This is a genomic window from Serratia sp. Sp408, assembly GCF_057180665.1.
In genome coordinates this window covers 26,445-39,226 of sequence record NZ_JBXUFT010000009.1, presented here as the reverse complement: position 1 = coordinate 39,226, position 12,782 = coordinate 26,445, and the positions used below count along the sequence as shown (strand labels likewise).

12 protein-coding genes are annotated in these 12,782 nt (G+C 55.3%); all 12 read left to right on the top strand.

Features of this window, described 5'->3' with window-relative positions:
* The first annotated feature begins 197 nt into the window (after positions 1-197).
* Positions 198-755: a ribosome recycling factor gene (gene frr, locus AC2AXP_RS20280; RefSeq protein WP_039991810.1), complete on the top strand. Its 558-nt coding sequence runs from the start codon at positions 198-200 to the stop codon at positions 753-755.
* 155 nt (positions 756-910) lie between these two features.
* Complete coding sequence (gene ispC, locus AC2AXP_RS20275) at positions 911-2,107, top strand: 1-deoxy-D-xylulose-5-phosphate reductoisomerase (protein ID WP_039991811.1); 1,197 nt, start codon at positions 911-913, stop codon at positions 2,105-2,107.
* A gap of 280 nt (positions 2,108-2,387) precedes the next feature.
* Entirely contained in the window at positions 2,388-3,146 is a 759-nt protein-coding gene (ispU, locus tag AC2AXP_RS20270; RefSeq protein ID WP_004959232.1) for a (2E,6E)-farnesyl-diphosphate-specific ditrans,polycis-undecaprenyl-diphosphate synthase, read from the top strand.
* A 9-nt stretch (positions 3,147-3,155) separates the two neighbouring features.
* Positions 3,156-4,004 carry a phosphatidate cytidylyltransferase gene (gene cdsA, locus AC2AXP_RS20265; protein ID WP_004959236.1) on the top strand — a complete coding sequence of 283 codons (849 nt, stop codon included), beginning with the start codon at positions 3,156-3,158 and terminating at the stop codon, positions 4,002-4,004.
* A 28-nt stretch (positions 4,005-4,032) separates the two neighbouring features.
* Positions 4,033-5,388, top strand: coding sequence for a sigma E protease regulator RseP (rseP, locus tag AC2AXP_RS20260; RefSeq protein WP_039992593.1), 1,356 nt, complete (start codon positions 4,033-4,035; stop codon positions 5,386-5,388).
* Between the two features lie 35 nt (positions 5,389-5,423).
* Positions 5,424-7,826, top strand: a complete 2,403-nt coding sequence (gene bamA, locus AC2AXP_RS20255; protein WP_004959239.1) for an outer membrane protein assembly factor BamA — start codon at positions 5,424-5,426, stop codon at positions 7,824-7,826.
* Between the two features lie 159 nt (positions 7,827-7,985).
* Positions 7,986-8,483 carry a molecular chaperone Skp gene (gene skp, locus AC2AXP_RS20250; protein WP_039991812.1) on the top strand — a complete coding sequence of 166 codons (498 nt, stop codon included), beginning with the start codon at positions 7,986-7,988 and terminating at the stop codon, positions 8,481-8,483.
* A gap of 4 nt (positions 8,484-8,487) precedes the next feature.
* Positions 8,488-9,510: a UDP-3-O-(3-hydroxymyristoyl)glucosamine N-acyltransferase gene (gene lpxD, locus AC2AXP_RS20245; protein WP_198773918.1), complete on the top strand. Its 1,023-nt coding sequence runs from the start codon at positions 8,488-8,490 to the stop codon at positions 9,508-9,510.
* Positions 9,511-9,684: 174 nt separating this feature from the next.
* Entirely contained in the window at positions 9,685-10,140 is a 456-nt protein-coding gene (gene fabZ / locus AC2AXP_RS20240) for a 3-hydroxyacyl-ACP dehydratase FabZ (protein ID WP_147415637.1), read from the top strand.
* Between the two features lie 3 nt (positions 10,141-10,143).
* Positions 10,144-10,932, top strand: coding sequence for an acyl-ACP--UDP-N-acetylglucosamine O-acyltransferase (gene lpxA, locus AC2AXP_RS20235; RefSeq protein WP_004959245.1), 789 nt, complete (start codon positions 10,144-10,146; stop codon positions 10,930-10,932).
* 3 nt (positions 10,933-10,935) lie between these two features.
* The gene (gene lpxB, locus AC2AXP_RS20230; RefSeq protein WP_484381902.1) at positions 10,936-12,084 is read left to right on the top strand and encodes a lipid-A-disaccharide synthase; all 1,149 of its coding nucleotides are present in this window, start codon (positions 10,936-10,938) and stop codon (positions 12,082-12,084) included.
* Complete coding sequence (gene rnhB / locus AC2AXP_RS20225; RefSeq protein ID WP_004959254.1) at positions 12,081-12,689, top strand: ribonuclease HII; 609 nt, start codon at positions 12,081-12,083, stop codon at positions 12,687-12,689. Before lpxB ends, rnhB begins: the two co-directional genes overlap by 4 nt.
* Positions 12,690-12,782: the final 93 nt, after the last annotated feature.

The window sequence follows — 12,782 nt, the reverse complement described above, 5'->3', positions numbered from 1 at the left end:
TCTGTTCCCCTTGAGTAAAATTCACGGGCTATAATTACCTACCCAAAGGATTTCACCGCGCATCTTGTCGGCAGTACGGGACTTCGGCGCTTGGAGCGTTAAGCGCCAGGATCAACGTTGCAGCCAGCGGTGATGTGCGATGGAATACCCAGGGGGAAAATGGCCTGCCAAGTAACCAGCTTTCAAGGGTTCGCAACGTGATTAACGACATCAGAAAAGATGCTGACACACGCATGGAAAAAAGCGTTGAAGCATTCAAAAACCAAATCAGCAAAATCCGCACCGGCCGCGCTTCGCCAAGCATTCTCGACGGTATCATGGTGGAGTATTACGGCGCTGCCACGCCGCTGCGCCAATTGGCCAGCATCACCGTGGAAGATTCCCGTACGCTGAAAATCAACGTGTTTGACCGCTCGCTGAGCCCGGCGGTCGAAAAGGCCATCATGTCTTCCGACCTTGGCCTGAACCCGTCGTCTGCCGGTTCCGACATTCGTGTGCCACTGCCGGCACTGACCGAAGAACGCCGTAAGGATCTGATCAAGGTGGTACGCGGTGAAGCAGAGCAGGGCCGTGTGTCGGTGCGTAACGTTCGCCGTGACGCCAACGATAAGATCAAGGCGCTGTTGAAAGACAAGGAAATCAGCGAAGACGAAGAACGTCGCGCGCAAGACGATGTTCAGAAAATGACCGATGCTTATATCAAGCTGGTCGATGCCGCTCTGGCAGACAAAGAAAAAGAGCTGATGGAGTTCTAATCGGCTTGCACGAGAAACAGGCGTCGCCCAGGCGGCGCTTTGTTTTTTGTGGCGCAGATCCCGTTACATCGTACTGAAAGATCATGACAACGGGTGTACAAGGTTTCACACTGGAACACCTCCGATCTCCTCAGACAGTTATTCAGAGCGAACTCATGAAGCAACTGACTATTCTTGGTTCCACCGGCTCTGTCGGCACCAGCACGCTGGCCGTTGTCAGGGAAAATTCCGAACGTTTCGCCATCAAGGCGCTGGTTGCCGGCCGCAATGTGGCGGTAATGGCAGAGCAGTGTCTGGAGTTCCGCCCGGCATATGCCGCCATGGCCGATGAAGCCTCCGCGCGGGAATTGCGCCGTATCCTGGCGGAAAACGGTGTCGCAACCGACGTGTTGGCAGGCGTGGAGGCAGCGTGCGAACTGGCGGCGCTGGACGACGTCGATCAGGTCACTGCCGCCATTGTCGGCGCTGCCGGGCTGCTGCCCACGCTGGCGGCGATCCGCGCCGGCAAACAGGTATTGTTGGCCAATAAGGAATCGCTGGTCACCTGCGGTCGCCTGTTTATGGATGCGGTACGCAAGAGTCGCAGCCAGTTATTGCCGCTCGATAGCGAACATAACGCCATTTTTCAGAGTTTACCTGAGAGCATCCAGCGACAGTTGGGGTACTCTTCATTAGAAGATCATGGTGTGTCACGCATCGTGTTGACCGGTTCTGGCGGCCCGTTCCGTACCCTGCCGCTGGCGCAGTTTGCCGCGGTGACGCCGGATCAGGCCTGTGCCCATCCAAACTGGTCAATGGGACGCAAGATCTCGGTCGATTCCGCCACCATGATGAATAAAGGTCTGGAATACATTGAAGCCCGCTGGCTGTTCAATGCTTCAGCCGAACAGATGGAAGTGATTCTGCATCCGCAATCGGTGATCCATTCGATGGTACGCTATGCCGACGGCAGCGTACTGGCGCAACTGGGAACCCCGGACATGCGTACGCCGATAGCCCATGCGATGGCGTATCCACAGCGGGTCAATTCCGGCGTCGCTGCCCTGGATTTCTGCCGCATTGGCGCGCTGACCTTCGCCGAGCCCGAGCGTGAACGTTATCCCTGCCTGCATCTGGCGATTGCTGCCTGTGATGCCGGGCAGGCGGCGACTACCGCGCTCAATGCCGCCAACGAAGTGGCGGTGGCGGCGTTTTTGCAGACGCAGATTCGCTTTACCGATATTGCCACGGTTAACCAAAAAGTCGTCGAAGGTTTGGCTTTGCAGGAACCGACGTGCGTCGACGCGGTCTTAGACATTGATCGTCAGGCGCGTGATGTGGCCACCGATCTGGTGCGGCAACTGCGCGCCTGATTGGCAATACGGTTCAATTTTGTTCGTAAATTGCGCGCACCGCCGTGGCCTGTTTGTTCAGGCCTCGCTGAGGTGATATAGTCTGCGCCACCTGCCAACGGTTATGCCGTTGAATAAAGGCCTGATTGGCGGTCGAAAAGCCATTTGCATTCCGAATATCATCGGCATGCTCAGGACGTGCAGACTGAAAAGCCGTGTCGGGCACACGGCTTTTTTTGCGCGCAAGGGCCTGTGCTCCGGAAAAGCTTTTGTGTTTCTATTGAGGAAATAAGTACGCGTTATGTCGTCCGAAAATCAACAAGAGGCTAATCCGTCCATCTTTGGGCCTCGTCATGTCGCCATCATTATGGACGGCAACGGACGCTGGGCTAAACGTCAGGGCAAGTTACGTGTCTTCGGTCATAAAGCAGGGGTGAAATCGGTGCGTAGAGCCGTTAGCTTTGCTGCCAGCCATCATTTGGATGCGCTCACGCTTTATGCCTTCAGCAGTGAGAACTGGAATCGTCCGGCACAGGAAGTCTCAGCGTTAATGGAGCTTTTTGTCCGAGCCCTGGACAGCGAAGTAAAAAGCCTGCACAAACATAACGTCAGGTTGCGCGTAATCGGCGATGTCAGCCGTTTCAGCGCACGTTTGCAGGAGCGGATCCGCCGCTCCGAGCAACTGACAGAAAATAACGATGGTCTTACGCTCAACATTGCTGCCAACTATGGCGGCCGTTGGGATATCATTCAGGGAGTGAAGCGCCTGGCCGAACGCGTGCAGGAAGGTTTACTGCGCCCGGACCAGATTAATGAAGAATTGCTGAGCGAGCAGGTCTGCATGAGCGAACTGACCCCGGTGGATCTGGTGATCCGTACCGGTGGCGAGCACCGCATCAGCAACTTTTTATTATGGCAAATAGCTTACGCCGAGCTTTACTTTACTGATGTACTCTGGCCTGATTTTGATGAACTTGTCTTTGAAGGTGCGCTGAATGCATTTGCACAACGTGAGCGTCGCTTCGGGGGAACAACACCTATCGGCGTCAATGCGTCCTAGGGGGAACTTTTGCTGAAGTATCGCCTCATAACTGCTCTGATTTTAATACCGATCGTTATCGCAGCGCTGTTTTTGCTGCCGCCGGTGGGATTTGCACTGGTAACGCTGGTTGTATGCATGTTAGCAGCCTGGGAGTGGGGCCAGTTGGCTGGTTTTGCTTCCCGTTCCCAACGAATCTGGTTAGCGATACTCTGCGGGTTCCTGCTGGCGTTGATGATGCTCAGCGTGCCTGCCTATCACCAGTCGGTACATCTGTTGCAGGTCGGTGGGCCGTTATGGGCGTCGATGGGCTGGTGGCTGGCGGCGTTGCTGCTGGTGCTGTTCTATCCGGGCTCAGCCGCCCTGTGGCGTAATTCGCGCCCGTTGCGGCTGCTGTTTGGCGTATTGACCATCGTGCCGTTTTTCTGGGGCATGGTGGCGTTGCGCCAGTTCGGCTATGAACAAAATCATTTTACCGGTGCCTGGTGGCTGCTGTATGTGATGCTACTGGTATGGGGAGCGGATTCAGGTGCCTACGTATTCGGCAAAATGCTGGGTAAGCACAAGCTGGCACCAAAGGTCTCGCCCGGAAAAACCTGGGAAGGGTTGATCGGTGGGCTGGTGACCTCGGCAGTTATTTCATGGCTGTTTGGCCGCTATGCGCCATTGAACGTGATACCGGCCACCTTGCTGGTCTGTTCAATCATTGCCGCGCTGGCATCGGTGCTGGGCGATCTGACCGAGAGCATGTTCAAACGCGAAGCGGGCATCAAGGACAGCGGTCATCTGATACCTGGCCATGGCGGGGTTCTGGATCGTATCGACAGTTTGACCGCGGCCGTGCCTGTATTTGCCTGCCTGATGCTGTTAGTGTTTTAATCCGTCGTTGACGGGGAGTGAAGGGATGATGTTCAGCGTGCTCTGGAACCTGGTAGCGTTTATTATTGCACTCGGTGTGTTGATCACCGTGCATGAGTTCGGGCACTTTTGGGTGGCTCGACGCTGCGGCGTCCGCGTTGAACGCTTTTCCATCGGCTTCGGCCGCGCCCTGTGGCAACGCACCGACCGGCACGGTACCGAATTCGTCATCGCGCTGATCCCGCTGGGCGGCTACGTGAAAATGCTCGACGAACGCGTCGAGACGGTCGCTCCGGAGCTGCGTCATCAGGCCTTCAACAACAAAACCGTCTGGCAGCGCGCAGCCATCGTCAGCGCCGGGCCGATAGCCAACTTTGTTTTTGCCATTCTTGCCTACTGGCTGGTGTTTATCATCGGCGTGCCCAGTTTCCGTCCGGTGATTGGCGAAATATCTCCTCAATCCATTGCCGCTCAGGCGCAAATTTCGCCGGGAATGGAACTAAAGTCGGTTGACGGTATCGAAACGCCTGACTGGGAATCAGTTCGTTTGGCGCTGGTTACCAAAATTGGCGATACGCAAACCGAGGTGGGTGTCGCGCCGTTTGGTTCGTCGCAGTTGGTGAACAAAACCCTGGATTTGCGCCAGTGGAGCTTTGAACCAGACAAGCAGGATCCGGTGGTCTCACTGGGCATTATTCCGCGTGGCCCGCAAATCGAATCGGTGCTTGCCGAAGTGCAAACCGGGTCCGCGGCGCAAAAAGCGGGTTTGCAAGCCGGTGACAGGATCGTTAAAGTCGATGGGCAGCTGTTGGGTCGTTGGCAAACGCTGGTGAAACGCATTCACGACGGCCCCGGGCAACCGCTGGTTTTAGAAGTTGAAAGAAACGGCGCCCCCTTGTCTTTGACGCTGATACCGGATACAAAACCGGTGGGCGAAGGGAAAAGCGTGGGTTTTGCCGGCATTATTCCGAAGGTGTTGCCGCTGCCGGATGAGTACAAAACGATTCGCCAGTATGGGCCGTTCCCGGCGTTGTATCAGGCCGGGGACAAAACCTGGCAGCTGATGCGGTTAACGGTCAGCATGCTGGGCAAGTTAATAACCGGTGATGTAAAGCTGAATAACCTGAGCGGCCCGATATCCATTGCGCAGGGAGCAGGGGCGTCAGCCGGGGTAGGGTTCGTGTATTACCTGATGTTCCTGGCGTTGATTAGCGTTAACCTGGGTATCATCAACCTGTTCCCATTACCGGTGTTAGATGGTGGGCATCTCCTCTTCCTGGCGATAGAAAAGCTGAAGGGTGGGCCGGTTTCCGAGCGAGTACAGGACTACAGCTACCGCATTGGTTCGATCGTGTTGGTGCTGTTAATGGGTCTTGCACTTTTCAATGATTTTTCTCGCCTTTAGGGGCGGGGATAGGTTAGGAAGAACGCATAACAACGATGGCGATGAAAAAGTTGCTCATAGCGTCGCTGCTGTTTGGCAGCGCCACCGTATACGGTGCAGACGGGTTCGTAGTGAAAGATATTCATTTCGAAGGCCTGCAACGGGTCGCCGTCGGTGCGGCGTTACTCAACATGCCGGTTCGCGTAGGCGATACCGTCACTGACGATGATATCAGTAATACCATCCGTGCCTTGTTTGCCACTGGCAACTTCGAGGACGTGCGCGTACTGCGCGATGGTAATACCTTGATCGTTCAGGTTAAGGAACGCCCTACCATAGCCAGCATCACCTTCTCCGGTAACAAGTCGGTGAAGGACGATATGCTCAAGCAGAACCTGGAAGCCTCTGGCGTCCGGGTTGGCGAGGCGCTCGACCGCACCACGATCTCCAGTATTGAAAAAGGCCTGGAAGACTTCTATTACAGCGTCGGTAAATACAGCGCCTCGGTGAAAGCCGTGGTAACGCCGTTGCCGCGTAACCGTGTTGACCTGAAACTGGTGTTCACGGAAGGGGTTTCCGCCAAAATTCAACAAATCAACATCGTCGGCAACCATGCCTTCACCAACGATGAGCTGATTTCACGCTTCCAACTGCGTGATGAGGTGCCGTGGTGGAACGTGGTTGGCGATCGCAAATACCAGAAGCAGAAACTGGCGGGCGATCTCGAAACCCTGCGCAGCTTCTACCTAGACCGCGGTTATGCCCGCTTCAACATTGATTCGACGCAGGTCAGCCTGACGCCGGACAAAAAAGGCATTTACATCACCGTCAACATTACCGAAGGCGATCAGTACAAGCTTTCCGACGTGGTGGTGAACGGCAACCTGGCGGGCCATTCGGCCGAAGTCGCCCAGTTGACCAAAATCGAGCCGGGCGAACTGTACAACGGTAGCAAAGTGACCAAGATGGAAGACAACATCAAGAAGATGTTGGGCCGTTACGGTTATGCCTATCCGCGGGTACAGACCCAGCCTGAAATCAACGACGCCGACAAGACCGTCAAGCTGCACGTCAACATCGATGCAGGCAACCGTTTCTATGTGCGTCGCATCAAGTTTGAAGGCAACGACACCAGTAAAGATTCCGTTCTGCGCCGTGAAATGCGTCAGATGGAAGGGGCGTGGCTGGGCAACGATCAGGTCGAACAGGGCAAAGAGCGTCTGAACCGCCTGGGTTACTTTGAAACCGTTGACGTTGAAACCCAACGTGTGCCAGGCACCGCCGACCAGGTTGACGTGACCTACAAGGTCAAGGAGCGCAACACCGGTACCTTCAACTTCGGCGTCGGCTACGGCACCGAAAGCGGCGTCAGCTTCCAGGTCGGCGTGCAGCAGGACAACTGGCTGGGTACCGGTTACTCGGTTGGCGTCAGCGGCACCAAGAACGATTACCAGACCTATGCAGAACTGTCCGCCACCAACCCGTACTTCACCGTTGACGGTGTCAGTCTGGGCGGTCGTATCTTCTACAACGACTTCAAGGCGGATGATGCGGATCTGTCCGACTATACCAACAGCAGTTACGGTGTAGACGGCACGCTGGGCTTCCCGATCAACGAGAACAACTCGCTGCGCGCCGGTCTGGGCTATGTGCATAACAGCCTGTCCGACATGCAGCCGCAGATCGCCATGTGGCGTTATCTCGAATCGATGGGCCAGGATCCGAACACCACGGATCGCGCCAGCTACAAGGCTGACGATTTCACGCTGAACCTGGGCTGGACTTACAACAATCTGGACCGTGGTTACTTCCCGACCTCCGGTAACCGCACCACCTTGAACGGTAAAGTCACCATTCCTGGTTCTGACAACGAATACTACAAAGTGACGTTGGACAGCGTGCAGTACGTGCCGATCAACGACGACCGTACCTGGGTTCTGCTGGGGCGTGGCCGTCTGGGCTATGCCGACGGTCTGGGCGGCAAGGAAATGCCGTTCTACGAGAACTTCTATGCCGGTGGTTCAAGCACCGTGCGTGGCTTCCAGTCCAATACCATTGGTCCGAAGGCGGTGTACTACAATTCCAACTCCTACAGCTGCAGCAACGGCACCAAGATTTGTGGTTCCGACGATGCGGTGGGCGGTAACGCGATGGCGGTGGCCAGCATGGAGTTGATTACCCCAACGCCGTTTATCAGCGAGAAGTACGCCAACTCGGTGCGCACGTCGCTGTTCGTCGATGCGGGTACCGTGTGGGATACCAACTGGGATAGCAGTCAAACCACCGGTTATGACATACCGGACTACAGCAAACCGGGTAACATCCGTGTTTCCGCCGGTATTGCATTGCAGTGGATGTCACCGCTTGGGCCGTTGGTGTTCTCTTATGCCAATCCGCTCAAGGATTACGAAGGCGACAAATCCGAACAGTTCCAGTTTAACATTGGTAAGACCTGGTAACGGGTCTCATCTCTGGGTTTAGCAGTAGCTAAGAATCACAGGTGCCAGACCGTCGGCGGAGCAGAGAGAGATAAGTCTCATTGTGTCTTGAGATAAGTCTGGCAGATTGTGTATTTCAAGTGTCATATGACACAAACGGGTGATGGTAAGGAGTTTATAGTGAAAAAGTGGTTGTGTGCCGCAGGCCTCGGTTTAGCAATGGCTGCTTCAGCGGGCGTTCAGGCAGCTGACAAGATTGCTGTCGTCAACGTTTCCAGCATTTTCCAACAGTTGCCAGCACGTGAGACCGTTGCTAAACAATTGGAAAACGAATTCAAGGGCCGCGCGGGCGAACTCCAGAACATGGAACGCAGCCTGCAAACCAAAATGCAGAAGTTGCAGCGTGATGGTTCTACCATGAAGGCAAGCGAACGCAGCAAGCTGGAAAAAGACGTGATGGCTCAACGCGAGCAGTTCTCTCAGAAAGCCCAGGCTTTTGAGCAGGACAACCGTCGTCGTCAAATGGAAGAACGTAACAAAATCCTGAGCCGTATTCAGGATGCAGTGAAATCTGTTGCCAGCAAAGAAGGCTATGACGTGGTGATCGACGCTAACGCCGTCGCTTACGCAGGCTCTTCAAAAGATATCACTGCTGACGTGCTGAAACAGGTTAAATAACAACATGCCTTCAATTCGACTGGCTGATTTAGCACAGCAGTTGGATGCACAATTGCACGGTGATGGCGATCTCGTCATCACCGGCATTGCTTCTATGCATTCGGCACAAGCGGGCCAAATCACGTTTTTGTCAGACAGCCGTTATCAAGAGCGGTTGTCCTCCTGCCAGGCCAGCGCCGTGGTGCTGACCGAAGCAGATTTGCCTCACTGCCGCAGCGCGGCACTGGTGGTGAAAAATCCTTATCTGACCTATGCGCGCATGGCGCAATTGATGGACACCACGCCGGCTCCGGCTCAGGATATCGCGCCGAGCGCGGTGATTGCTCCTGACGCACAGCTTGGCGAGCATGTTGCCGTCGGTGCCAATGCGGTGATTGAGTCGGGTGCCGTACTCGGCGATAACGTGGTTATCGGTCCCGGGTGTTTTGTCGGCAAGAATGCACACATTGGCGCAGGTACGCGTCTCTGGGCTAACGTTACCGTTTATCATGAGGTGGTCATCGGGCAGCAGTGCCTGATTCAGGCCGGAACGGTAATCGGCGCTGATGGTTTCGGTTATGCCAACGAGCGTGGCAACTGGATTAAAATTCCCCAGTTGGGCACGGTGATTATCGGCGATCGCGTTGAGATTGGCGCCTGCACCACCATCGATCGCGGTGCCTTGGATAACACTCATATCGGGAATGGTGTTATCATTGACAACCAATGCCAGATTGCACATAACGTGGTGATTGGTGAGAATACTGCCGTTGCCGGCGGCGTTATCATGGCCGGCAGCCTGAAAATTGGCCGCTATTGCCAGATCGGTGGCGCCAGTGTGATTAATGGTCACATGGAGATTGCCGACAAGGTGGTAGTGACAGGAATGGGAATGGTTATGCGACCAATCACCGAACCTGGGGTATACTCTTCGGGCATTCCGTTACAACCCAACAAAGTTTGGCGTAAAACCGCCGCGTTGGTGATGAATATCGATGAGATTAGCAAACGCTTAAAAGCTGTCGAACGAAAAGTCGGAAAAGACTAATCACTGCCGTCCGCCTGAGCCTTACTGGGTAGAAAAACGAAACGCGTTGGTCGCTCTATGGCGGCCAAAAGCGCAAATAGTTGTTAATTTGCGGCCTGCCTGATGATCTCCTTTTTGGGGTCAACGCAGGCCGTGTTGTTGATGCCATCAGATTTTAGAGACAGGAAGAGTATTTTGACTATCGACACTCATACTCTAGATATTGCAGAAATTTTGGAACTGCTCCCTCATCGTTACCCATTCTTGCTGGTTGACCGTGTACTTGAGTTTGAAGAGCATAAATATCTGCGTGCGGTGAAGAACGTTTCCGTAAACGAGCCGTTTTTCCAGGGGCACTTCCCTGGCAAACCGATTTTCCCTGGCGTATTGATCCTGGAAGCCATGGCGCAGGCCACCGGCATTCTGGCCTTCAAAAGCGTGGGTAAACTGGAACCGGGCGAGCTATATTACTTTGCCGGTATCGACGAAGCGCGCTTCAAGCGCCCAGTGGTACCTGGCGATCAGATGATCATGGAAGTCACTTTCGAGAAAACCCGCCGTGGTCTGACGCGCTTTAAAGGCGTGGCGACCGTTGACGGTAAAATTGTCTGCGAAGCAACCATGATGTGTGCCCGCAGCCGGGAGGCATAATCCGTGATAGACAAAACCGCCTTTATCCACCCAAGCGCAATTGTTGAAGAAGGCGCCGTTATCGGCGCTGGCGTGCATATCGGTCCCTTCAGTTACGTCGGCTCGCAGGTGGAAATCGGCGAGGGCACGCTGCTGAAGTCGCACGTTGTGGTCAATGGCATTACCAGGATTGGCCGCGACAATCAGATCTACCAGTTCGCTTCCATCGGTGAAGTGAACCAGGATCTGAAATACGCCGGTGAACCTACGCGTGTCGAAGTCGGCGATCGCAATCGCATCCGCGAAAGCGTCACCATCCACCGCGGCACGGCTCAGGGTAGCGGCGTAACCAAAGTGGGTAATGACAACCTGCTGATGGTCAACGTACACGTTGCTCACGACTGCGTGGTGGGTAATTCCTGCATTCTTGCCAACAATGCAACGCTGGCAGGCCATGTGGAAATTGACGATCATGCGATCATCGGCGGTATGACGGCCATTCATCAGTTCTGCATTATCGGCGCACACGTGATGGTTGGCGGCTGCTCCGGTGTTGCACAGGATGTGCCTCCTTTTGTCATCGCACAAGGCAACCACGCTACGCCGTTCGGCGTTAACGCGGTGGGCCTGAAACGCCGTGGATTTGATAAAGACGAAATGCAGGCGATTCGCAATGCCTACAAGATCCTTTATCGCAGTGAAAAAACGCTGGATGAAGCGAAAGCGGAAATCGAAGCCCTGGCACAGCAGCAGCCGGTGGTACAGCAATACCTTGATTTCTTTAATCGTTCCACCCGCGGTATCATTCGCTAACCCATGTCTAAGCGTCCATTGACTATCGGTTTGGTCGCCGGCGAAACGTCCGGTGATATTCTTGGCGCCGGATTGATCCGTGCGCTCAAGGCAAAACACCCTGACGCGCGTTTTGTCGGCGTTGCCGGCCCGTTGATGCAGGCCGAAGGGTGTGAAGCCTGGTATGAAATGGAAGAGCTGGCGGTGATGGGCATTGTGGAAGTGCTTGAGCGCTTGCCTCGCCTGTTGAAGATCCGCAAGGATCTTACCCGCCGCTTTAGCGAGCTTGCCCCCGATGTCTTCGTTGGCATTGATGCGCCGGACTTCAACATCACGTTGGAGGGGCGTCTGAAGCAACGCGGTATTCGCACCATCCATTATGTCAGCCCATCAGTGTGGGCCTGGCGTCAAAAGCGCGTTTTCAAAATTGGCAAAGCGACCGATCTGGTATTGGCGTTTCTCCCTTTTGAAAAAGCGTTTTACGATCGTTTCAACGTTCCCTGCCGCTTTATCGGCCACACCATGGCCGATGCCATGGCGTTGCAGCCCGACAAGCTGGCGGCGCGCGCCACATTGGGCATTGACCCTCAGGCCCGCTGTCTGGCGTTGTTGCCGGGCAGTCGCGGTGCGGAAGTGGAAATGCTCAGCGCGGATTTCCTTAGAACTGCCCAGTTGCTGCGTACGCGCTATCCCGACCTGGAGATTGTGGTTCCGCTGGTCAATGCCAAACGGCGTGAACAGTTTGAACGCATCAAGGCGGAAGTAGCGCCGGAACTGCCGGCGCATTTGCTTGACGGCAAAGGGCGTGAGGCGATGCTGGCCAGCGACGCCGCGTTGCTGGCGTCTGGTACCGCCGCGCTGGAGTGCATGCTGGCAAAATGCCCGATGGTGGTCGGTTACCGCATGAAGCCGTTTACCTTTTGGCTGGCGGAGCGGTTGGTGAAGACCCCGTATGTCTCATTGCCGAACCTGCTGGCCGGGCGCGAAATCGTCACCGAGCTGTTGCAGCATGACTGCGTGCCGGACAAGCTGGCCGCCGCGCTGCTGCCTCTGCTGGAAGATAGCCCGCAAGCGGAGCAGTTGAAACAGACATTCCTTGAATTGCACCAGAGCATTCGCTGTGGCGCTGACGAACAGGCCGCTCAGGCTGTGTTGGAGCTGGCAAAAGCATGATTGAACCCTTTGTTTATCCGACGGCGCAATGTATCGCCGGCGTAGACGAGGTCGGGCGCGGCCCGTTGGTCGGTGCGGTAGTGACTGCCGCAGTGATCCTCGATCCGGCACGTCCTATCGTTGGCCTGGCCGATTCCAAAAAGCTGAGTGAAAAACGTCGCCTGGCGTTGTACGACGAAATTATCGACAAAGCCCAGGCCTGGAGCCTTGGCCGAGCAGAACCTGCTGAAATCGACAGTTTGAACATTCTGCACGCCACGATGCTGGCGATGCAGCGAGCGGTGGCCGGTTTGGCGATAACGCCGGATCTGGTGCTGATAGACGGCAACCGTTGCCCGAAACTGCCGATGCGTTCGCAAGCGGTAGTGAAGGGCGATAGCCGGGTTGCCGAAATCAGTGCCGCGTCGATTCTGGCCAAGGTGACGCGCGATCGCGAAATGGCCGAACTGGATCTGTCGTTCCCGGCTTACGGCTTTGCCCAGCATAAAGGCTATCCGACCGCGTTCCATTTGGAAAAGCTGGCGCAGTATGGTGCGACGCAGCATCATCGACGCAGTTTTGCACCGGTAAGAAGAGCGCTGGAAGCCGCACCTTTTGCTGAATAAAATGTAACGTGCGTTACCCCGCAGCAGGATGACAAATACCCTGGTAGCGGCTTGACGCCACGTTATGACATTCACACATTTCTGGTATCAGGA

Bases quoted from the DNA above. Each gene is read 5' to 3' on its own strand.
- ispC (WP_039991811.1), top strand. From the start codon at position 911: ATGAAGCAACTGACTATTCTTGGTTCCACCGGCTCTGTCGGCACCAGC.
- ispU (WP_004959232.1), top strand. From the start codon at position 2,388: ATGTCGTCCGAAAATCAACAAGAGGCTAATCCGTCCATCTTTGGGCCT.
- rseP (WP_039992593.1), top strand. From the start codon at position 4,033: ATGTTCAGCGTGCTCTGGAACCTGGTAGCGTTTATTATTGCACTCGGT.
- bamA (WP_004959239.1), top strand. From the start codon at position 5,424: ATGGCGATGAAAAAGTTGCTCATAGCGTCGCTGCTGTTTGGCAGCGCC.
- lpxD (WP_198773918.1), top strand. From the start codon at position 8,488: ATGCCTTCAATTCGACTGGCTGATTTAGCACAGCAGTTGGATGCACAA.
- lpxB (WP_484381902.1), top strand. From the start codon at position 10,936: ATGTCTAAGCGTCCATTGACTATCGGTTTGGTCGCCGGCGAAACGTCC.
- rnhB (WP_004959254.1), top strand. From the start codon at position 12,081: ATGATTGAACCCTTTGTTTATCCGACGGCGCAATGTATCGCCGGCGTA.